General features: G+C 29.0%; 16 protein-coding genes and 1 riboswitch. Of the genes, 12 read left to right on the top strand and 4 right to left on the bottom strand.

Annotated elements, in window-relative coordinates:
- Nucleotides 1–198 precede the first annotated feature (198 nt).
- Nucleotides 199–1401, top strand: coding sequence for an FprA family A-type flavoprotein (locus JYG23_RS04730; protein ID WP_207237398.1), 1203 nt, complete (start codon nt 199–201; stop codon nt 1399–1401).
- Between the two features lie 68 nt (nt 1402–1469).
- Here the strand turns inward: JYG23_RS04730 and JYG23_RS04725 are convergent, their stop codons facing one another.
- Both JYG23_RS04725 and JYG23_RS04720 read right to left on the bottom strand, forming a co-directional pair.
- Complete coding sequence (locus JYG23_RS04725; protein ID WP_207237397.1) at nt 1470–2414, bottom strand: 2-oxo acid dehydrogenase subunit E2; 945 nt, start codon at nt 2412–2414, stop codon at nt 1470–1472.
- A gap of 243 nt (nt 2415–2657) precedes the next feature.
- Entirely contained in the window at nt 2658–3227 is a 570-nt protein-coding gene (locus JYG23_RS04720; protein ID WP_207237396.1) for an ECF transporter S component, read from the bottom strand.
- 230 nt (nt 3228–3457) lie between these two features.
- Between JYG23_RS04720 and JYG23_RS04715 the strand changes: the two genes are divergently transcribed.
- Entirely contained in the window at nt 3458–3598 is a 141-nt protein-coding gene (locus JYG23_RS04715; RefSeq protein WP_207237395.1) for a hypothetical protein, read from the top strand.
- Between the two features lie 129 nt (nt 3599–3727).
- Here the strand turns inward: JYG23_RS04715 and JYG23_RS04710 are convergent, their stop codons facing one another.
- A complete protein-coding gene (locus JYG23_RS04710; protein WP_207237394.1) occupies nt 3728–4180 on the bottom strand; it encodes a hypothetical protein in 453 nt (150 codons plus the stop codon).
- Entirely contained in the window at nt 4181–4387 is a 207-nt protein-coding gene (locus JYG23_RS04705; RefSeq protein ID WP_207237393.1) for a helix-turn-helix transcriptional regulator, read from the bottom strand.
- Between the two features lie 233 nt (nt 4388–4620).
- On the opposite strand from JYG23_RS04705, the gene JYG23_RS04700 reads away from it, so the two are divergent.
- The 10 genes from JYG23_RS04700 (at nt 4621) to JYG23_RS04655 (ending at nt 23839) form a co-directional block, all read left to right on the top strand.
- Nucleotides 4621–5166 (top strand): NADH peroxidase, encoded by a 546-nt coding sequence (locus JYG23_RS04700; RefSeq protein ID WP_207237392.1) that lies wholly within the window; start codon nt 4621–4623, stop codon nt 5164–5166.
- 81 nt (nt 5167–5247) lie between these two features.
- Entirely contained in the window at nt 5248–5655 is a 408-nt protein-coding gene (locus JYG23_RS04695) for a Fur family transcriptional regulator (RefSeq protein ID WP_207237391.1), read from the top strand.
- A gap of 177 nt (nt 5656–5832) precedes the next feature.
- Complete coding sequence (locus JYG23_RS04690) at nt 5833–6645, top strand: bifunctional 2-polyprenyl-6-hydroxyphenol methylase/3-demethylubiquinol 3-O-methyltransferase UbiG (RefSeq protein ID WP_207237390.1); 813 nt, start codon at nt 5833–5835, stop codon at nt 6643–6645.
- 64 nt (nt 6646–6709) lie between these two features.
- Nucleotides 6710–7270 carry a histidine phosphatase family protein gene (locus JYG23_RS04685; protein ID WP_207237389.1) on the top strand — a complete coding sequence of 187 codons (561 nt, stop codon included), beginning with the start codon at nt 6710–6712 and terminating at the stop codon, nt 7268–7270.
- Between the two features lie 476 nt (nt 7271–7746).
- Nucleotides 7747–9558, top strand: coding sequence for a translation factor GTPase family protein (locus JYG23_RS04680; RefSeq protein ID WP_207237388.1), 1812 nt, complete (start codon nt 7747–7749; stop codon nt 9556–9558).
- Between the two features lie 12 nt (nt 9559–9570).
- Nucleotides 9571–11142: a ribosomal protection-like ABC-F family protein gene (abc-f, locus tag JYG23_RS04675; protein WP_207237387.1), complete on the top strand. Its 1572-nt coding sequence runs from the start codon at nt 9571–9573 to the stop codon at nt 11140–11142.
- A gap of 112 nt (nt 11143–11254) precedes the next feature.
- On the top strand, nt 11255–12094 hold the full coding sequence (locus tag JYG23_RS04670; protein ID WP_207237386.1) for a VanW family protein: 840 nt from the start codon (nt 11255–11257) through the stop codon (nt 12092–12094).
- 8 nt (nt 12095–12102) lie between these two features.
- Nucleotides 12103–13512, top strand: coding sequence for an AMP-binding protein (locus tag JYG23_RS04665; protein WP_207237385.1), 1410 nt, complete (start codon nt 12103–12105; stop codon nt 13510–13512).
- A gap of 18 nt (nt 13513–13530) precedes the next feature.
- A complete protein-coding gene (locus JYG23_RS04660) occupies nt 13531–13752 on the top strand; it encodes a hypothetical protein (protein WP_207237384.1) in 222 nt (73 codons plus the stop codon).
- A 1617-nt stretch (nt 13753–15369) separates the two neighbouring features.
- Nucleotides 15370–15451, top strand: a riboswitch (cyclic di-GMP riboswitch).
- A gap of 141 nt (nt 15452–15592) precedes the next feature.
- Nucleotides 15593–23839, top strand: coding sequence for an RHS repeat-associated core domain-containing protein (locus JYG23_RS04655; RefSeq protein WP_207237383.1), 8247 nt, complete (start codon nt 15593–15595; stop codon nt 23837–23839).
- The last annotated feature ends 21 nt before the right edge of the window (nt 23840–23860 follow it).

The following is a 23860-nucleotide window of genomic DNA, read 5'->3' as shown; positions in this document are numbered from 1 at the left end:
TCTATTATTTCACCGACATTTCAACGCACATATATGCTCTATCTTAAACATATCCTATCTATTATATAGAAAATATATACATAAAACTAATATTAATGATTATACTAAATTATTGAAATATACATAATTTTAGTTATTATTACTTTAGAGTATGATATAATTTAATAAAAAAATTTTAAATGTTAGGAGATTAGTATTATGCATTGTGTTAGAAAAATTAATAATGATACGTTTTGGATAGGTGGAAGTGATAGAAGACTTGCATTGTTTGAAAATGTATTTCCGATACCGAGAGGAATATCATATAATGCTTACTATATAGATGATGAAAAAACAGTATTACTTGATACGGTTGATAAGAGTATTAGCGGACAGTTTTTTGAAAACTTGGTATATTTATTAGGAGAGCGTGATCTTGACTATCTTATAGTTAATCATATGGAACCTGATCATTGTGCTGTAATGGGGGAACTTGTTCTTCGATATCCTAATGTTAAAATAGTGGGTAATTCAAAAACAATTAATATGATTAAACAGTTTTTTGATTTTGATATAGACTCTAGAGCTTTAATTGTAAAAGAGGGAGATACATTAAATACAGGAAGGCATACGCTTAAATTTATAACTGCTCCAATGGTTCACTGGCCTGAGGTAATGGTTACTTATGATATTCTTGATAAGGTATTGTATTCTGCTGATGCCTTTGGTACGTTTGGTGCTTTGAATGGCAATATTTTTAATGATGAAATTGAATTTGAAAAAGATTGGTTGAATGATGCAAGAAGATATTACACAAATATTGTTGGTAAATATGGAGCACAGGTTATGGCACTTTTGAAAAAAGTGTCAACTCTTGATATAGCAACTATCTGCCCATTGCATGGACCAATTTGGAGAAATAATATAGCATGGTTTATAGAAAAACACACAAAATGGGCTACATATGCTCCTGAGCAAAACGGTGTAATGATTGCATATGCATCAATATATGGCAATACCGAAAATGCAGCAAATATACTTGCTTGTAAGCTAGCTAATTTAGGTGTTAAGAATATAAAACTATATGATGTCTCTGCAACACATCCATCAGTCATAGTTTCTGAAAGCTTTAGATTTAGTCATCTTGTTTTTGCTTCTATAACATATAATGCAGGTATATTTTGCAATATGGAGACATTGCTTTTAGATTTAAAAGCTCATAATTTACAAAATAGAACAGTTGCATTGATTGAAAATGGCAGTTGGGCTGCAACTAGCGGCAGACAAATGAAAGAAATTTTATCTAATATGAAAAATATCAATATTTTAAATGATATGATATCAATAAAATCTTCAGTAAAAGCTACCCAAATTGATGAATTTGATAGACTAGCAAAAGCACTTATTGAAACAATGCATTAATACAAAAATTATATAAAAAAAGAAGTAACTTTAAATAAAAAGGGTTACTTCTTTTAATTGATATTTTATTAAGCTTCTTGCAAATTTTCTTCTAAGTCGTCTGTTAAGTTTTCTTGAAATTTTTTTCTTAGGTGTTTTTTCTTACACTGATATATACGTCCATCATCATAACGAACTTTATCAGGTACAATTTCAAGTAGTTCAGGGTTTCTCATGTATTTTTCCCATAAGTGAAGGGCTACAGCATATGTAGCTCCGGCAGCAATACGTTCATCAATAACAAATCCTAGTGGCATAACCCATTTCGTATTTAACTTACCATCTTTAGATATAACAAGTTTTTTTTCTCTTTTACCGATGCTTGTAAATACGCTGGTTGTACCAAAGTTATAAATATGATGATAAACTTTATTCATTCTTATTGAAGCCATATTGGTTATAAACATACTAGTATGAAATGGTGATACATTTATTATTGGCTTTGGAAGTATACCAACTCTATCTATAATTTTTAAAAAGCCAACTAAGATTGGCGGAATAAGTGGTATACGAAAAATTGTTGCTGCAAGTTTGTCAACTTGAGATACACTGTTAGCATTTTTTTCTTTCTCGATAATTTTTTCAATTTTATCCGCAACTTCATATAAAGTATCAGTAGGATCAAAGTGTAATTTTACAGTAGTTTCTTCAACACTTTCAGTAGACCTATGCTTTAAAATAGCAAATGATATAGTCAATTGATTCCTTACAAATACTTTGTTTCCTACAATGAAACGATTTATTTCTGGTCGTTGAGATACAGTACGTACAAAGGCAGCAAGAACGATTGCCATATGTGAAACCTTTATACCTTCTAGTCGTTTGCGTTTTATGTATTCATCAGCATATTTACAGTCAACTTCTAAGTTCAAAAATACCTGAGCATCATTTCGCTTTTTCATAATCAAAGGTATCATTTTCATAAATGGATCTTTAGAACGTAAAGACCAACCATCGAACCGTCTTCCAAACATATAATTCTCCTTTAACAAATTTTGGTGCCATAATAATTCCATGAATTTAAAATAAAAAAATAATTCCATATTTTAACTATAAAAATTATATCACAAATTGTAATAAAGTTCTATATTAATTTTATGTATGAATTTAGCGTAGTTTTTTAGACTATGAACAAATATAAAATATTTCATGGTGGGAAGTACTAAACTAATGGTACATGCATTCATGAAAGAAACATGTACCATTCTAATTTTTATTTAACTTAGTTTTTTAAATAATCCCGCCTTCTTTAGTGCTGGACGTAATGCAAAAGTTAAAATTAATGAAAATATTACTGCCATTATTGCATTAACAGTTGATGCTGTAGCTTTTGTTATAGTTGCAGCTATAATTCCTTCAGGCTTTGTGCTTACCAAAAAATAACTCATTACAATTGTTTTAGATATGTACAAAATAACATAACTTATTGCTCCTACTATAGCAGCAATGATATTATATTTTTTATTTTCGCCGTTTTTATTATTTCTATGTGCTATAGAACCAGCAATAAATCCCATAGCAAACTTCATGATAAAAGTTATCCACGCCGTTGAAACATATTGAGGGTCAAATAAATCAAACATTGCTGAGCCAAATCCAGATGCTAGCCCACCTGTCAATCCTCCAAACAACAAACCACTTAGTAGACACATAACATTTCCAAGATGAAGCATTGTTTTTCCAAGTGGTGTTGGAATATCAATTCTAAAATTTGTTGCTATAAATACCATTGCAGACATTAAACCTATTACTGCAAGTCTTCTAGTTGTAAATCTTTTTTTATTCATTTTCCATCTCCTATGTATTCTTATATTGTAATGTTATTATATATAACAATTGTACATTTGAAAATGCTCAGATTTATATTTATTGTAGGGTACAGATTGCTTCTGTTTAGCTTTCAATATCTACAGAATTTATTTTAAAAAATAATTATAAAAAAATGTTTAAATAGTGAATAAGCGGATATATATATCTAGGCAGAAAAAATAATCGTAATTTGAAGGAGGTGATAGAAATGAGATTAGTAGATTCAATAAGAGAAAAGGCTTCTATATATTTTAAAAAACCAATGACACAATTATCTAAAGAAGATGTAAAATTTATCTTACGTCTTGAACAAATAGAAAATAATACTTACGTAATAAGAAATTATTAATATTAAAGGTAGAGAAGTCAATGAAGAAACTTCATAAAATCAAAAATAGCTCTGTATTAACAATTGAGACAATTTAAAAATCTCGGTTAATATAGGGCTATTTTTATATAAAATATTGATGGAAAAAATTTAACATTTCTTTAAATAGTATATCTTTAAAACAGCGCATACTGTTATTTGTAACAATGCACATGCAAGTAAAGAGAAAAATACAATTCTGTTAAAATATACGGCAATAACAGCGGCAATTATAGTAATTATAGTTGTAAAAATAATGACGTTAGCACCACATTTTTGTTTTATGTACTTTATTCGTTCGTCATTTTCTTTATTGTATAGTTTCTTTAATTTTTCTTCATCCTTTAGTGCTTTGTTAAAACGTACTATTTGTATAATACACAATACAATTATTGCGCAAACAAGACCCTCTTGAAATCCTGAGATTGCACCTGATATAAAATCATGGTTACTTTCAATGCTAATCATATCAAATATGTTTAATGTCAAAATAACACCACATATAATACATAACAAAGATAAAAGCATTAATTTTTTTTGAATTTTCTTTTTGTAATTTTCCATTTAAATATCCTCCACATCTGAAAAATTGAATACATCTTCAATAGTTAAATTAAAATATTTTGAAATCTTATAAGCTAAAACAAGCGATGCTGTATATTTTTCACATTCTATTGATGTTATAGTCTGTCTTGTAGTCCCTACAGCTAAAGCAAGTTCTTCCTGTGAAAGCTTATTTTGTTTTCTTAATTCCCTTATTTTAGTTTTCAATTATACCTCCCACTCGATTTGCAAAGTTTGCTTTGCAAATAAAGAATAGCACGCTTTGCATTATATGTCAAGTATACTTTGCAAAATATTTATATATAATTATATAAATATTTTTTAAAAAACTATTGACAAAAGTTATTTAATAGTATATATTATTGTTAAGGTAAGTGATAAAGATTATCAAATAGTAATTATTACTATAAAAAATATTAAAAATTATGGAGGATTTGAAAATGAAAAAATTTGTATGTAAAGTTTGTGGATACGTTCATGAAGGAGAAACAGCACCTGCTGAGTGTCCAATTTGTCATGTAGGAGCAGATAAATTTGAAGAAATGAAAAGTGAAGGCTTAGTATGGGCAGATGAGCATGTGATTGGAATAGCTAAAGGCGTAGATGAAGAGGTTATAGAAGGTTTAAGAGCAAACTTTGAAGGTGAATGTAAAGAAGTTGGGATGTACTTAGCTATGGCAAGAGCAGCACATAGAGAAGGATATCCTGAAGTAGGTATGTATTATGAAAAAGCAGCTTATGAAGAAGCAGAGCATGCAGCAAAATTTGCTGAATTATTAGGTGAAGTTGTATCAAGTTCAACAAAGAAAAACTTAGAATTAAGAGTTGCAGCTGAAAATGGAGCAACAGCAGGTAAAAAAGAATTAGCAACACTTGCTAAAAAACTAAACTTAGATGCAATTCATGATACAGTACATGAAATGGCTAAAGACGAAGCAAGACATGGAAAGGCATTTGAAGGATTACTAAAAAGATATTTTAATTAATAGGTGTAATAAAGTTGACCTTGCTAAATAATGGTATTATAATATAGCTTATACCTATATAAAATATAGAAGAGGTCTGATATGAGGAAAAGAAATACTATACAAGGACAGCTTGTACTAGATGCAGTAAAACAGTTAGCGAATCATCCAACTGCTGAAGATGTATATAATTATGTAGTACAGCTACATCCGAACATAAGTAAAGGTACAGTTTATAGAAATCTGAATTCATTATCTGAGGATGGACTTTTATTAAAAATATCTGTTCCAGATGCTGCTGACAGATTTGACCAGACTACACATATGCATTATCACATTAAATGTATGAATTGTGGTAAATTTGAAGACGTTGAATTAGAATATATGAGTGGTATAGATGATAAGGTATCAAAAGCAACAAAATATAATATTTTGGGCCATGATATAGTTTTTAAAGGTGTATGTTCTGAATGTAACAGTAAAAATAAAAAATTTAAGAACCAGTTGTAATGACTGGTTTTTTGTATACTAGGAAAGTTCTATTCTCCTAGTATATAAAAAATGAGGATTGCAAAGGACGGTAATCAACTTTATACATAAATTTAACTTGAACATATAAAAATTCTATGATAAACTGGTTATATTTTTATAATATGTAAAAAAATATTTAATATAGAGGTGATTAAAATGAAAGATACAATTGTAAATGTAAAAAAGTATTATGATGAAAATACTGAATATGAATGGGATAGAATTGATAGGCATCCATTTGAATTTATTTTTACTACCTATATGATGGATAAGTATATTAAACCGGGAGATACAATATTAGATATTGGAGGTGGTCCTGGTAGATATTCAATGTATTATTCACAAAAGGGATGTGATGTTACTTTAGTAGATTTATCTGATGGCAATATACAGTTTGCTAAAGAAAAGGCTAAAGAGAAAAAAGTATCAATAAATGCTTTTTCAAAAAATTGCTTGGAATTGGATAAATTAAATTTAAAAGAATTTGATCATGTGTTTTTAATGGGTCCTCTGTATCATCTTGTTGAAGAAGAAGATAGAATAAAGGCAGTTAAAATAGCACTAAATCATCTGAAAAGCAGTGGGAATTTATATTGCTCATTTATTTTAGATTTTGCTAGTATTATATATGACTTAAAAAATGGTCCTGGATTGTTATCTAAACATTTAGAAGACCAAGATTCAAAATCAATTATAGATTCAATAGTAAATCGAACTATTTATGACGGACCTTCTTTTACTTCATCTTGTTTTTATAATCAGAAGCAAATTGAGCCTTTTATGAAACAATTTGGTTTAAAAAAGTTACATCTATTCGGACAAGAGGGCATAATGTCACCAAATGAAAATCAAGTTCTAACTTATCCAAAAGAAGAGTTCGATTTGTGGATTGAAACAGCTAAGAAATTTTTAGAATTGCCTGAATTATTGGCATATTCAGAACATGCTATGTTTATAGGTAAAAAATAGTATATAGATAAAAATACAGTGCTTCAATGTTATAAGTAACTATTTATTTAAAAGGAGAGAGAATATGGCTTTATTTTATTTAATACGTCATGGACAACCGGATTATTCTGGTTGTGACGAAAGAAAATATAAAGGGCATGGAAGAGATTTAGCACCACTATCAGAAAAAGGAATAGAGCAGGTAATTGAAACGTCAAAAGATGCAAGATTAAAGGATGCTCAATTAATCGTATGTTCTCCATACACAAGGGCAATGCAAACTGCTAGTATAATATCTAAACAATTGAGTATAGATATAAAAGTTGAAATGGATTTACATGAGTGGATGCCTGATTTAACATTTACATATGATAATTTAGATGAATGTCTTGAGTTAACTAATGATTATAATAAATGTCATGGAGAATATCCAAAAGATGAAGAAAAGCGCTGGGAAAGTCTATCTCATTTGAGAAATAGAGTCAGAGCAGTAGCTGATAAATATGCATCTTACGATAAAGTAATTATTGTTGGTCATGGCATGGCGTTAAAAACACTAACTTATATTGAGCATATGACACCAGCTGAAATAGTTGAGTGTACTTATGAATTGAATCAGCCTAACTGTATTGTTTCATTTACATAAAATGGTTATAAACTTTGCTATATAAATTATATCATAAAAGGTTAAAAAATAAATAAATAGTATATACTGTTGACAAAACATAACAATTTGAATATACTATAAATGTACTATAACTGTAATTTTTTTACACAAAACAGGAGATTGATAGAAATGAGAAAAATATTCTTATAAATTAAAAAAAGTTAATAGCTTTATATTTCGGGGACGGCAAGTAATTTGCTTTATTTGTTGTACATGAAATATTTTATAAGGATAATCTCATCAATTTTAAATAAATATTTTATTTTCAACTGTATACATGTATTTATATGATTTTGTAAGAAATTAGTTATAGGCTCTTTAAATTAATGACGCTAAATTTAACCTATGCGAGATTATTCTTTGCATAGGTTTTTTTGTGTCTAAAATTTTATGGAGAGTATATAAATATATGAATATTTTAAAAACAATTAATATAGGCATATTGGCACATGTAGATGCTGGAAAAAGAAAGAGGAATAACAATAAAGTCAACAGCTATCTCATTTAACTACAAAGACGTTAAAATTAATATACTTGATACACCTGGGCATATGGATTTTATTGCAGAGGTAGAAAGGGCACTTAGTGTACTTGATGGTGCAATTTTAGTGATTTCTTCAGTAGAAGGAGTACAATCACAGACAAAAATTATATTTGAAACGTTAAAAAGGTTAAAAATACCTACAATTATTTATATCAATAAATTAGATCGAATGTGTTCAGATTATAAGCGAGTATTTAAAGATATCTACAAATATCTGTCAGAAAATACTGTGTTAATGGAAAAATGTAATAATGAAGCAACGAAAGATATAAACATTGAAACAAGTTTAAAAGATGATGCTGAATTTGACAATGCAATTGATGTGTTATCAAAAATTGATGATGATGTATTAGATGCATATTTGTCATATGAAAACTTATCTATTGATTATTTAGTTGATAAAATAGTTACTAATACTAAATCATCCATGTTGTACCCTGTATTTTTGGGTTCAGCAATATTAAATATAGGAACTAAAGCGCTTCTTGATAAAATAATTACATTTTTGCCGATTAACCAGGAAAACAAAAAAACATTATCCGCAGTTGTGTTTAAGATTGAAAGAACATCAGATAATGAGAAAAAAGCATATGTCAGAGTCTTTGATGGTGAAATCAATATTAGAGATATGATATGTGTAAATAATGACAAAAATTTATTAAAGGTTAAAAAGCTAGGTGCTCTTGAGAATACACATATTGTTAATGGAAGTAAAATTGGTACAGGAGATATTGGTATTATTTATGGAATGCAAAATTTGAAAATAGGTGATGTTATTGGACATAAAAGAGATGGTATAGAATATCTAAATATTGCAAAGCCAACAATAAAAACACAAATCTCATTATTGGATAATACGGATAATCATTTGTTGTACAGAGCACTCTTAAATTTATCGGATGAGGATCCATTATTGCAAATTGAATTAGATAATGAGAATAAAGGTATATACATTAATTTATTTGGGGAAGTTCAAAAGGAAATTATCGAGGAAACTTTAAAAAGGGATTATGGTTTAGATGTAATATTCAACAATACTCAAACTATATACAAGGAAACTCCGGTATCAAGTGGTGAAGCAATTATGTATTTTAGAAAATATCCTAATATATATAATGCTACAATTCAGTTGAGAGTAGAACCGCTGCCTTTAGGAGAAGGAATAAAATATAAATCAGAGGTTACTGCAGGGTTTATTCCTAAATCTTTTTTACAGGCTATAAAGGATAGTGTATACACTACTTGCAAACATGGACTATATGGATGGCAATTAACAGATATGTTAATTACACTTTTCTACACAGAATATGACAGTGTATCAAGCACTCCGTCAGATTTTAGAGATTTAACACCGATGGTACTGATGGAAGCTGTTGATAATGCTAAGACAAAGCTTTTAGAGCCTGTAAATGAATTTGAACTTATTGTTCCAGAAAATACAGTAAGTAAAGCAATGTATGATTTAAAAATGATGAATGCAGTCTATGAACAACCAAATATTAAAAATAACGAATATTTGTTTAAAGGGACAATACCCTTGGACAATTCAAAAAATTATCAAATAAAGGTTTTGTCCTATACAGAAGGAAAGGGACTGTATACTTACAAATTTCATGGATATAAAGAAACTGTATTTGATGAGAGCAAAGTTTTTAAATGTGGTTATATAAATGCATTAAATAAAAAAGAATATATAATGCATAAACAAAAGTCTTTTAAATAGGGAGGAATGTATATGTCTAAAATAAGTGTAAAGAATTTAACATTTAGTTATGAAACAAATTATCAGAATATATTTGAAAATACATCGTTCGAAATAGATACTGATTGGAAATTGGGATTTATAGGAAGAAACGGTAAGGGTAAAACAACGTTTTTAAATCTTTTGATGGGTAAATACAAATACCAAGGAACTATTTCAAGTTCAGTAGAGTTTGAATATTTTCCATTTGAAGTGAATGAAAATGACAATACGTTGTCGGTTGTAAGAAACAGCATAGCTCCATTTGATGAATGGAACAAAAGAATGAATGAGTGTATAGAAGAAAACTCAGAAGAATCAATAAATGAATATGGAAATTTATTAGATTTATTTATGTTACATGATGGATTTATCATAGATGAACTTATTGAGAAAGAAATAAGAAAGCTTGATGTTGATGTTAATGTACTCAACAGGAATTTTAATACACTTAGCAACGGTGAAAAAACCAAATTGTTATTAGCGGCACTGTTCTTAAAGAAAAAAAACTTTTTACTAATAGATGAGCCAACAAATCATCTGGATTTAGAAGGTAGAGAATGTGTAGCTGAATATTTAAACTCAAAAAAAGGCTTTATTCTTGTATCACATGATAGATATTTTGTTGATAAAATTATAGATCATATAATTTCAATCAATAAAAGTAATATTGAAATACAAAAGGGTAATTTTTCGAGTTACAGCTATAACAAGGAGCTTCAGGATAATTTTGAAATTGCTACAAATGAAAAGTTAAAGGGCGAAATTAAGCATTTGGAATATTCTTTCAGAAGGTCAAAAGGATGGAGTGATTTAGTTGAAAAAACTAAAATAGGTAATGGACCTTGCGACCGAGGGGCAATCGGTGCACAATCTGCAAGAATGATGAAAAAGGCTAAGAATTTAGAGAATAGAATAGAAAAAAATTTAGATGAAAAGAAATCTTTATTAAAAAACATAGAGAGAGTTGATAATTTAAAAATATATCAGTTAGAATACTTTAAGGATAATTTTGTAAACATTCAGAATTTATCTATATCATATGGTGATAATATGCTACTTGAAAATATTAGCTTTACAATTAATAAGGGTGACAGAGTGGCAATTAAAGGGAAAAATGGTTCAGGTAAATCAAGTATTATTAAATTAGTATTAGGTGATGAAATTAACTATACAGGAGATGTTAAAATAGGTAGTAATCTCATGATTTCATATATTTCACAGGATACGTCATATCTTAACGGTAAATTCAGAGATTTTACAGAGCATGAAGGAATTAATGAAACTTTGTTTAGAGCAATGCTTGCAAAACTTGATTTTAGCCCGATATTGTTTGATAAAAAGCTTGAAGAGTTAAGCATGGGACAGAAGAAAAAAGTTTTAATTGCAAAAAGTCTCTGTGAAAAATCACATCTTCATATTTGGGATGAACCGTTGAATTATATAGATGTTATTTCAAGAATGCAAATAGAAAAATTAATTCTAGAATATGAGCCGACTTTATTATTTGTAGAGCATGATTATATGTTCAGTAATAATATTGCTACAAAGGAAGTGAATTTGTAAAGGTAAGGTGTTTATTGAATAGTTTACAAAATAGTAAATATTTGGTATAATAATAAATATAAACCACGCTAAAATATGGAAATACAATCTCTGATTGCTATAGGGGGATATTTTGAAAAGAAAGCTATTTTGTGAAATATGTCCATTAACTTATAAAATATCATTATTAAAGGAATATTTTATATATGATTTAAAGGATATAATTAATAAAACTAAATTTAGTAAAAAAATAAGTACTGAGAAGCTACCGGTTATAATTAAAGGACACAGTTCTCAAATACTTAGAATGTTGAATGGAGTTGATATAAACTTACAGCATAATAAAGCTAAAAATTTAAAATTAGCTGGAGATAGGATAAATTGTATAATAATAAAATCGGGACAGACATTTTCATTTTGGAAGCTTGTAGGTAAACCTTTAGCTAAGAAAGGATACCTTGATGGACTAACTATTTCAAAAGGAGCAGTTGGTAAAAATATAGGAGGAGGATTATGTCAGCTGGCTAATTTAATACATTGGTTAGTATTGCATTCTCCTATGGAGGTAGTAGAGTTACACCATCATACTGATGCTCTTTTCCCGGATTCAAATAGAAGAGTGCCTTTTGGAACAGGAACGAGTGTGTTTTATAAGCATATTGATTATAGATTTAAAAATAATACTAATCTACCTGTACAATTAATTATATGGCAAAGTGAAGGCTATTTATGTGGCGAACTGCGGTCAACACAAAAATTTGAGTATAAATATCAAATTACAGAAGAAAACCATGGGTTTGTAGAAGAAAATGGTGAATATTTTAGAGTTAGTCAGATTTATAGATTAGTTTTTGATAATGACAAGCAAATAGTAAAAAAAGAGTTGATTTTGAACAATCACTCTAAGGTTATGTATGATTATTCTTTAATACCAAAAGAAGAAATTATGTATACTAGTAGACAAATAAATTAGGTGATAAAATGAATCTAGATTATGCGTATATATGTGAAAATGATAGTATTGAAAGAACATATTTATATAAAAAATCAAAAAATTTAGCGTGCTATTTAAGAAATAGAAATATAGAAAGAGTAATAATATATGGACATAAAAATCAACTGATGTTTATATCTATTGTTGCTTGTATAATTGGACGCATTGCATATGTTATTTGTGATACAAGTATTTCAAAAGCCCGAATTGATTATATTATTAAAGATTCAAATGCAAATTTAGTTTTATGTACCGAGAATATGGTACTTGATGACATAGAGTGTATATCTTCAATTGATATGGAGTTTTATTCCGATAAATATTATGAAAAATTAGATAAATGCATAGAAAATGATATAGCATATCAAATATATACTTCTGGAAGTACTGGTTATCCAAAAGGTATAAAAATTAGTTATAACAACATAAATAATTTTTTGAATTGGTTTACAAATTTTAAAATTATATCTGAAATTCAGCCTAAAATTATACTCAATCAAGCTCTGTTTTCATTTGATTTATCTGTGTTAGATATATATTATTCGCTTTGGAATAAATCTCTTTTGTTTTGCTTAAATGATAATATCATGTCAAATTTTAATTTGCTATTTTGTTATATTAAGAAATCTAATGCAGAAATGGCTGTTTTTACTCCATCGTTTTTAGAATTATGCTTATGTGATAAATCATTTAATTCTACATTGTTACCTAATTTAAAGATAATGTTTTTGTGCGGTGAAGTATTAAAACCATTTGTTGCAAAAAAATTTATGGAACGTTTTATAGATGTGCATATCATTAATGCATATGGTCCAAGTGAAGCTACTTGTTGTGTTTCAGCTGTTGAAATAAATGAAGACATGACAAAATACAATAAACTTCCAATTGGTGATATGAATAATTGTGCTGTAGAAGTTAAAATAATTGACTCTAATGGAGTATTTATTAATGATTTAAGTTGTGGAGAAATTGTTTTAAGTGGCAAAAGTGTATCAAAAGGATATACAAATTATGATAATAAACAATTTAAGCTAATTAATAATAAAATTTATTATTATACTGGAGATTTAGGACATATAGAGAATGGTATGATATATTTTGATGGTAGAATAGATAATCAAATTAAGTATAAAGGCTATAGAATAGAATTAGATGAAATAGAAAATACGATATATAAAATTAGAGGTGTTGAGCAAGTTCAAGTGTGTACAAAATTAAATACTTCTAAAGATGTAATAGGATTAATGGCTTATGTTGTTTGTGCAGATAAAACAATTGATGAAAAGTATATTTATGAAGAGTTAAGTAGGATGTTACCTAAATATTCAATACCAAAATCAATTGTAATTACAAATGAAATTCCTCTTAATTCAAATAGAAAGAGATTTATTAAATAAATAAATGTGGATTGGCGTATGATAGATAAAATATTAGAAATTTTAAATAAAGTTTGTGCAAGTGAAAACGAAATATGTAAAGATACTGAATTGTTAGATAGTGGAATATTAGATTCTTATGCAATTATTCAGTTTATATATGAATTAGAATTACTAGATATTGAATTGCAATTAACACAAATATCCAAAAGGGATTTAAGAAATCCAATTGCAATTTGTAATTTAATTAATAGAAAATGAAGAATAATTTTCTTTACTCAGCTATGTTTTGCATAGAGAATTGTAACTGCAGTTTTGTTAGCATAAGTCAAATGCGTGTGACAAGTTTTTAAAGCTAGTCTAAATTGACTTAGAACGCTCACTCCACTTTGTACAATTCTTCCTATGCTCCACAATGCTTCGACAGTGAAATTATTCTTTTTTGATATGTGGCTAGTCTTGCGTTGGTCAATTTAAATGTATTATAGATAGTTCTTGTAGTTCTTGTTACAGCTAGTCTTTGAGGTCTTGTTACAGCCAGTCTCTGAGGTCTTGTTATAGCTAGTCTATTTGGTCATAAAAAGGAATAATAATTTCCTTTACTCAGCTATGTTGCGCATAGAGAATTGTAACTGCAGTTTTGTTCGCATAAGTCAAATGCGTGTGACAAGTTTTTAAAGCTAGTCTAAATTGACTTAGAACGCTTACTCCACTTTGTACAATTCTTCCTATGCTCCACAATGCTTCGACAGTGAAATTATTCTTTTTTGATATGTGGCTAGTCTTGCGTTGGTCAATTTAAATGTATTATAGATAGTTCTTGTAGTTCTTGTTACAGCTAGTCTTTGAGGTCTTGTTACAGCCAGTCTCTGAGGTCTTGTTATAGCTAGTCTATTTGGTCATAAAAAGGAATAATAATTTCCTTTACTCAGCTATGTTGCGCATAGAGAATTGTAACTGCAGTTTTGTTCGCATAAGTCAAATGCGTGTGACAAGTTTTTAAAGCTAGTCTAAATTGACTTAGAACGCTTACTCCACTTTGTACAATTCTTCCTATGCTCCACAATGCTTCGACAGTGAAATTATTCTTTTTTGATATGTGGCTAGTCTTGCGTTGGTCAATTTAAATGTATTATAGATAGTTCTTGTAGTTCTTGTTACAGCTAGTCTTTGAGGTCTTGTTACAGCCAGTCTCTGAGGTCTTGTTATAGCTAGTCTATTTGGTCATAAAAAGGAATAATAATTTCCTTTACTCAGCTATGTTGCGCATAGAGAATTGTAACTGCAGTTTTGTTCGCATAAGTCAAATGCGTGTGACAAGTTTTTAAAGCTAGTCTAAATTGACTTAGAACGCTCACTCCACTTTGTACAATTCTTCCTATGCTCCACAATGCTTTGACAGTGAAATTATTCTTTTTTGATATGTGGCTAGTCTTGCGTTGGTTAATTTAATAGTGTTACAGCTAGTCTCTGAGGTTATGTTACAACCAGTCTCTGTGGGTCTTTTTGAAGGTAGGTCGTTGTCGAAAAAGTAATATCTTTTACAGCTAGCCTTAGAAGTAAAGACATATAATTGACAGTTTAAGATGCGAATATAATAAAAATAATAAAATAGAATTGCAAAAGTGGTATATACTCAAATGCACGTGAACTTTTAGTTCACAAATAACGTCACAATATTTTAAGATATGTAAAAAGCACAAATTTTCTTTGTGCACTACTAAATAATAATATATAATTTTGTACGTTTATACATGTCGAAATAAATAGAATATTGTTGACTTAAAATTTAAAACATGGTATTATATGGCTTGTTAATTGGTAAATATACGAAAATCAGTGAGTGACCAACTAATTAAAATTAAATATAGTTTAAATGTGATAAAATGGCAAACCCAGAGAAATCTGGTGACGCAAAGCTAAGGGTCTAAGATGAAAATTATGATAGCCAGTTGTAGTAAGCGTATGTATATTTGTATCTCTATGCCTTTTTTGCATAGGGATTTTTTATTTTATTAACATTGACTATAAACCAAAACTTTATTTGTAGTGATATAGTTTTGGAAAATTACACAAAAATATATTTTTATTGAGGGGTTTTATGAAGAAGAAAATTTTAGTAATAATAATTATGCTACAATTATTGATCCAATCAGTTACACCAGCATTCGCACAAAGCAACTTAGTTTATGACCCTCTTGAAATGTTAGAAATGCTAAATGAAAATCAAATCACACCAAATGTTGATTTGCCTACAACAGACACCCAGTTAAACATACCACAATTGCCAAATGGCAATATATCACCACAGGCATACAACAAACCATCGGAGCTAGTGACAGGTCCACAAGAAACAAGTAGATATGACTCTAAAGTAAATCAATCTACAGGTAAATTGAACTTAGAATATTATGACATAAATATAGGCGCACTTGGATATGATTTGAAACTAGCAAGATTTAATTCTGACGATACAGAAGGTTCATTCGGAAAGGGATGGGACTTAAACTTTTACACAGAATTAAAAATGTATTCAGCCTATGATATTGGAGAAATAAGGGTAAACGGAACAAAAAGAGCATTTAAATTTGTAAAAGATTTAGAAAATGGTGACGTAACATCGTACGATGATGATCCATTAGTAAACTATAAACTTCACGAAGGACATTATGAATTAGCAGCAGGTGATAGTTTAGAAAGAATTAGTAAAACAGAATATATAGTAACAACAAAAAAAGGTGAAAAATTAACTTACTACGGTTATAAAGCACCATGGAGAACAGACGGACACGTTTTAGAAGGAAAGCTACTAAAAAGAGAAGATGTATATGGCAACCAAATAACATATGAGTATGACAATAATGGAAGATTAACAGCCTTAGAAAATGGTCAGCAAAAATTAATAATAACATATGGTAGCAATGGATATATATCTAAAATGACAGGTCCACATAATCTAGAAGTATATTTTACATACGCAAATGGATATTTAACATCAGTAAAAACAACAGACAGAGAGATAGCTAGTTATGAATATACATCTGGAAAGCTAACTAAAATAAGTGAAAATGGATTAACACAGAACTTCACATATGAGAATGACAAAATTTCATCAGTATCAATAAATGGCAATACTATATACAACTATGCATACGATGGAAACAAAACTACCATTATAGATGCAAATGGTGGTGTAGAGGAATTAACATATGATGAAGAAGGTAATCTAATAAAACATGTAGATTTATTAGGCGATACATATAAATATGAGTATAAAGAAAATCGCATGATAAAAGAAACTACAAAAGCTGGCACAACATCATATAGCTATGATGAAGACGGCAATCTATTATCAACAATAGATATATTTGGCAAAGAAACTACTTATACATATGCTGATGATGCATATAACTCTTTATTAAGCCAAACATCAGATATAGGAACAAAAACATATACATACAATGCAAATGGAGATATGCTTACATCAACAGATGAAAAGGGTAGAACAAATACATTTACATATAATGAAAAAGGCTTAATAGAAACTGTAACAAACGCTGATAATAAAACTACAACATATAATTACGATGCAAATGGATACTTAATAAAAAAAGATTATAGTGGTCATGAAACAAACTATGTATTTGATAAGTTAGGTAGACTTGTAAAAGAAACATCACCAGAAGGTTATGAAGAAGTATACACATATGATACTTTAGGTAACATAACAAGTATATCAAATATAAGTAGAATGTCTAAATTTGAATATGATTTATTTGGTAGACTTATAAAATCTTATGTAGATGGAAATGAAAATACATATAACTATTCAAATACTAGCTTAGCTGATTCTATTACACAAAATGGGGAAACTGTTACATATACAAGAGATAAAATGGGACAGCTAACTTCAGTAGCAAATAGTAGTGGAACAACAAATTATACATATGACAGTCAAGGAAGAGTAATACAAGTTAAAAATGATAATTATCAGATAGACTATATATACGAAAATAATACATATACCATAATAACAAACGAAGGTACATTAACTGTATATACTGATAACTTAGGTAGAACTACAAGAGTAGTAGACCATAGAAATAGAGAAATACTATACAAATATGTAGATGACTTATTAATAGAAGTGGTATCTCCTACAGGTCTTACAAAAACATACGAATATGACAAATATGGTAAAATAACCAAGATAAAAGACTTTAATGATTTAGAATTAATTTATTCATACGATATATTTGACAGAGTTATATCAGTAAAACAAGGTGAAAGACTTGTATCCTATGAATATGATATATGGGGAAGAGTAATAAAAGAATCATTAAATGGTAACATAATTTCATTATATACCTATGACAAAGACGGTAAAATGATACGTTGTGAAGATGGTTTAGGTTTTGGAGAAGACTATAAATATAATGAATACAGACAGTTAATTAATATTAAAGACCAAGCAGGCTATGAAACAAAATACAGATACAACGAAAAAGATCAAATAACTGCTGTGACATTGTCAAACGGTGGGATAATTACATATGAGTATGATAAAAAAGGTAATATTACTTCTGTAACAGACCCATTAGACAATAAAACTACATTTACTTATGATGTAAAAAACAGGTTAATAGAGTACACAAATGCCTTAAACAATACAGTAACTATAACCTATAATGATATTGACAATCAAATGATTGTAACAGATGCCAATAGCAATAAAACAACATATACATACAATGAAAATGACAAGCTAATAAATATAGAAGTATCTAATGGTGGACAAGTATTATTTACATATGACGATCATGGAAGATTAATTGAAAGACAAGAATTAAATGGTGCTAAAAATACTTACACATATAATATACTTGATCAATTAGCTTCAGTTATAGATGCAAAAGGTGTAGAAACTATCTATGAATACGATAAATATGGAAACTTAATACTTGAAAAAACTAAAGATACATTTATTGAAAACACATATGATAAATATGGACAAATAATAAAGGTAAAAAATCAAAGAGGAGTACTTTCAAGTTACACTTATGATAATTTAGGAAATATTATAGAGCAAAAAAATGAAAATAACGCTAAAACTAAATATTCATATGATATATTAGGTCGAGTTACTTCTATAATAGATCCTCTTGGAAACGAGCAAAATTTCCAATATGACAAAAAAGGAAACCTAGAGCAGTTAACAGATGCACTAGGAAGAATTACTACATATAAATACACACCAATGAATCAAGTAGAGGAAATAATAAATGCAAATGGACAAGTAGATGCAGAATATACATATGATTTAGTTGGTAATGTAATAAAAGAAACAAATGCACTAGGCTATAGCACAGACTATACTTATGATGCTTTATCTCAGGTAATTAGTGTAATTGACCCATTAGGAAATAAAACAAATTTTGAATATGACTCAAATGGAAATATATTATCTACAACAGACCCAGAGGGATATATAACTTTATTTACATACGATGAAATGAATCAAATATCATCAGTAGTAGACCCTCTTGGAAATACAACATCATATAAATATACAATTGATGGTTTAGTAGAGGATCTGACATATCCAGATGGGTTAAATGACAAATATGAATATGATATAAAAGGTCAGCTTATTAAACACACAAATAGAAAGAATCAACAAACAAGCTATGAATATGATACATCTGATAGAATTTTGCAAGTAATTGAGCCTGGAGAGAAAATTACTAAGTATAAATACGATGACTTAAATGGCACAATAACAACAATAGATCCACTAAACAGAAAAACAGTAGATACATTTGACTTGCAAAACCAATTAATAAAAAGGACAGACTGGCAAAACAATACTGAAACATTTACGTACGATTTACTAGGACAAGTACAAACAGTAACAAACAAAATGGGTTACCAAAAACAATTTACCTATGACGAGGTTGGTCAGCTAATATCACAAAGTGACTATAAAGGCTTTAATACCTTATACACATATGATAATCTTGGTAACTTAGAAAAAATAGTAGATCCATTAGGAAATGCTACAACATATAAATACGATGAATTGAGAAGAACTATAAGCGTAACAGCTCCAAACGGAGGTATATATAATTATCAATACAATGAAAATAATCAAGTTATAACATCAACAGATCCATTAGGTAAAGTTACAGAATATTCATATGACAAAAATGGAAATCTTACAAAAGAAAATATAATTGGTAAAATAAGTACATCATACTCATATGATGCTCTTGGAAGAGTTACAGATGCGGTTACTTCTACAGGAAGGACTCAAAACTATAAATACGATGCTTTAGGAAATATAATATCGTCAGAATCAGGAAGTGGATATAGTACATCATACAAATACGATGAGTTAAACAGAATAGTATCAGTAGAAAGCATATTAGGAGATAAAACTCAATATAGCTACCATGACGATGGTACATTAGCAGAAGTTACAACACCATTAGGTGAATTGACAAGATATACATATGACAAAGTAGGAAGAATTTTAGAAGAAACTGATGAAGAAGGATTAAGCACAACATTTACATACGATGATGCATTAAATGTTGTAACAACAGTAGATAAGCTAGGGAACAAATGGGTTTCTGAATATGATACTTTATCAAGACTAATAGCATCAATAACACCTAGTGGAAGCAAAACAATATATGAATATGACCCAAATAATAATATTACAAAGGTTATAGACCCTTCTGGTACCGCAACAAGCTATAACTATAATGAAAATAATCATCTAATAGAGGTTCAAGATGCATTAGGATATGTTACATCATACAATTATGATTCAATAGGAAATATAAATAGTATCGTTGATGCAAATAAAAACAGCTGGAGCTACACTTATGATGCAAATGGGAATATAATATCTGAGTTAAATTCAGAAGGTGAAAGATCAAACTATGAATACAACAAATTTGGTGAATTAGTAAGAAAACATGTTGGTAATAAAGAAGTTACATATACCTACAACAGTGAAGAAATGCCAACATATATTAACTATGGAGATACATATGCATCATATGAGTACGATACATATGGAAGACTAATTAGGCAAGAATCACCAGATTCAGTAGAAGAATATACATATGATGTTGCAGGAAGAATAACAAAACAGCATAATATCACATTAGATAAAACAAAAATCTTTAAATATGATGTTGCAGGCAACATTACACAGATGATAAATGAAGAAGATAGAGTATTTAACTATGAATATGATAGCAAAGGTAGACTATTAACATTTACAGATCCAGATGAAAACATAACAACATACAAATATGATGCTCTAGACAGACAAATAGAAAAATCATTGCCAAATGGAATGACAGAAAAAAGGACATACAATCAAGATGGACATTTGGAAGAATTAATAAATCTAAGAGTTGATGAAATAGAATCAGGCTTTATCTATGAGTATGATGTAAATGGAAATAGAACAAAGGTAATAGAAGAAGATGGTGCTGAGACATCATACAAATATGATGCTTTAGGCAGAATAACACAAGTTGATTATCCGAAATCAAAAATAGAAGCATTATTAGCAGCACAAGACATAAAACAGCCATCATCAAACAATAAAACTGAATCAAATGAAAATGATAGTAAGCCAAATGAAAACAATGGCAAGCCAGACAAAAATAATGGCAAGTCAAATAATAAAAAAGAAAAAAGCATAGATGGAATAAGTAGTATTTTTGATATAATATCAGAAGAACCAGTGTTGTTTGCATCATTGTCAAACATAAAATTAATTGGTAAAAATAATAATTCAAACTATGATAAAGAAACTACTGACAAATTTCCAAATGTTAATTCTAATTCACAAAATGATAAAAAAGAAACACCTGGTGATGACCTAATACCAAACACAGATAAAAATAATAACTCAAACGATAAAACAAAAAATGATAAGAATAACCCAAATGACAAAAATAAACCAAAAGATAAGACTAAGCCTGATGATAAAAATAACGGAAAGTCAAACAATAAAGATAAAAACAAGGATAAGATACCACCAGGACAGCAAAAGAAAAATAATAATACTGACTCAACATCATTTGGTTCATCAGAAGAATTTACATTTAAAGAGTTAATACTATCAACAACAAACTATCTAACACCAGTATATGAAACAGTGAACTATACATACGATGGAGTTGGAAATAGATTAAGCATGACATCAGATGGTCAGACAATAAACTATAACTATGATAGAGCCAATAGGGTAGTACAAGCAGGAAATAAAACATTTAGTTATGATACATCAGGTAACTTGATGCTATCAGAATCACCAGAAGAAAAGGTTGAATACACATACAATGGAGCAAATCAGCTAACAGGAACACTAAATGAGAATGGTACATATTCATCATATAAATATGATGGACTAGGAAGATTAGTATCAAGAGAAGTAGCAGAATATGATCCTAAATTAGTAGCTGAGTACAATGAAAATGGACTTAAATTAATGGAAGAGTTTAAGTCAAATACAAACAATGACAGTGCTCCAGGTAACTCAAATAACAAAGATAAGAATAATAACGGAAAGAATAATAATGGAAATAATAACAAAAATGACAAACAAAAAGAAATACCAAAAGGTCTAATAGGCAATGAAAATGCAAAAGCATATGGAGTATACAAAAAATTAGAAGGACAACCAGGACAAGAAGGACCAGAACTACCAAAATTAAATACAGAAATAGAAAGATATGACTATATAGGCACATCAAGTGTTCAACATAAAGTATACTCTGAAAAAGGTTCGCCAATGAATGAATACTACTATGCAAATGGAGAAGTAGTAGCACAAAAGATGTTTGGACTAAAAGGAAGAATATCACCATCAAAAGAAGAAACAATAAATACAAATGGCGGGCTAATGTACTATGAATTTGATGGATTATCATCAACAACAGCTTTAAGAGATAGACATGGAGACAAGATAGAAGACTATAGATATGACGTATTTGGAAACATACAAACAGGCATAACATCACCATATAACTTAAGAGGCTATACAGGACATCTATATGACGATAAAGCCTCCCTTGTATATATGAATGCAAGATGGTATAATCCAAATGTAGGAAGATTTATGACAGAAGACACCTATAGAGGTAATATATCAAATCCACAATCACTAAACCAATATGCATACGCATTAAATAACCCAGTAAATTATGTAGACCCTACAGGACACTTAGCGGTATATACAGACGACCAAATACTAAATATGTCTAGAGAAGAGCTAGATAAAGAAATAGAAAGTATGAGTAAAATATGGTTTGAGGATAAAGATATTTTCGATGAAACAGAAGAGCATACAGAAAAGCAAAACATAGCACACCAAAATGCTGAACGGATGAGAGAGTTACGACCAAAGACATATTATCTTGCCGATACAAATACTGAATATGGTGATTGGAATAAAGCAATTAAAGATGACAATGGTAGTAGAATAATATATACATATGAACGTACTGTAACAATTACAAAAATTTATAAAAATGATTCTGATACAAAAGAAAGAATTGGTACTGGAGTAGAAAAATATGATGAAACGGTAACAGCAGCAGAGTTGGCACAAGGAAATCAAGAGGCTATAAAAAGATCAGTAGGAAGTATTGATTTAGAGTGGAATGAGAAAATATATGAAACTGAACCTGATAAAAGTACAGCTGGGAAAACTAGAAAAGACAGTGGAGCTACTGTTATTGAACAATTGAATCCAGAATATGTTACTGAAATTTATGTAGATGAAGAGATTGAAAAAGTAAGTAATGAAATGGATAGTAACAACTGGTTTGTTAAGATTAAAGCATATGGAAAAGCAATATCCATTGTTTGGGAAAATAGATTAAATTATGCTACTAATGGTTATCTTAGTGCAATAAATCCTAGTGATCGAGAAGTAGCAAAAATAGCATTAGATATGTCTTTGGGATATGTTGGTGGAGAAATGCTTGGTGGCTTAATTAATAGTACAGGGTGCTTGTTTAAGGATACGTGTGAAACTGTCTTCAAGAATATAGATGAAGGACTTAACTTTACAACTACTACTGCAAAACATATGGATAACTCAGGAAGATATATTCCAGTAGAAACACTAAAAGATGCTATTACATCAACAAAAGGATTTGCAGACCCACAGGGAACAGATGCGTTGATGCATTATACAACTATGTTTAAGAATGGGAAAAAATATAACATGGAAGTCTTGTATGATGAAGTAACAAATACTATAATGCATTTTAAGTACACACAGAAATCAATTGGTCCGTTTGATGCTATAAAATAGGAGGTAGAATATTGACTGATA

This window comes from Sedimentibacter sp. zth1, assembly GCF_017352195.1.
Classification (GTDB): domain Bacteria; phylum Bacillota; class Clostridia; order Tissierellales; family Sedimentibacteraceae; genus UBA1535.
Note: the sequence above shows the minus strand (reverse complement) of the source record. Positions and strands in the feature narration are given on the sequence as shown.

Bases quoted from the DNA above. Each gene is read 5' to 3' on its own strand.
- JYG23_RS04730 (WP_207237398.1), top strand. From the start codon at position 199: ATGCATTGTGTTAGAAAAATTAATAATGATACGTTTTGGATAGGTGGA.
- JYG23_RS04725 (WP_207237397.1), bottom strand. From the start codon at position 2,414: ATGTTTGGAAGACGGTTCGATGGTTGGTCTTTACGTTCTAAAGATCCA.
- JYG23_RS04720 (WP_207237396.1), bottom strand. From the start codon at position 3,227: ATGAATAAAAAAAGATTTACAACTAGAAGACTTGCAGTAATAGGTTTA.
- JYG23_RS04715 (WP_207237395.1), top strand. From the start codon at position 3,458: ATGAGATTAGTAGATTCAATAAGAGAAAAGGCTTCTATATATTTTAAA.
- JYG23_RS04710 (WP_207237394.1), bottom strand. From the start codon at position 4,180: ATGGAAAATTACAAAAAGAAAATTCAAAAAAAATTAATGCTTTTATCT.
- JYG23_RS04700 (WP_207237392.1), top strand. From the start codon at position 4,621: ATGAAAAAATTTGTATGTAAAGTTTGTGGATACGTTCATGAAGGAGAA.
- JYG23_RS04695 (WP_207237391.1), top strand. From the start codon at position 5,248: ATGAGGAAAAGAAATACTATACAAGGACAGCTTGTACTAGATGCAGTA.
- JYG23_RS04690 (WP_207237390.1), top strand. From the start codon at position 5,833: ATGAAAGATACAATTGTAAATGTAAAAAAGTATTATGATGAAAATACT.
- JYG23_RS04685 (WP_207237389.1), top strand. From the start codon at position 6,710: ATGGCTTTATTTTATTTAATACGTCATGGACAACCGGATTATTCTGGT.
- JYG23_RS04680 (WP_207237388.1), top strand. From the start codon at position 7,747: ATGCTGGAAAAAGAAAGAGGAATAACAATAAAGTCAACAGCTATCTCA.
- abc-f (WP_207237387.1), top strand. From the start codon at position 9,571: ATGTCTAAAATAAGTGTAAAGAATTTAACATTTAGTTATGAAACAAAT.
- JYG23_RS04665 (WP_207237385.1), top strand. From the start codon at position 12,103: ATGAATCTAGATTATGCGTATATATGTGAAAATGATAGTATTGAAAGA.
- JYG23_RS04660 (WP_207237384.1), top strand. From the start codon at position 13,531: ATGATAGATAAAATATTAGAAATTTTAAATAAAGTTTGTGCAAGTGAA.
- JYG23_RS04655 (WP_207237383.1), top strand. From the start codon at position 15,593: ATGAAGAAGAAAATTTTAGTAATAATAATTATGCTACAATTATTGATC.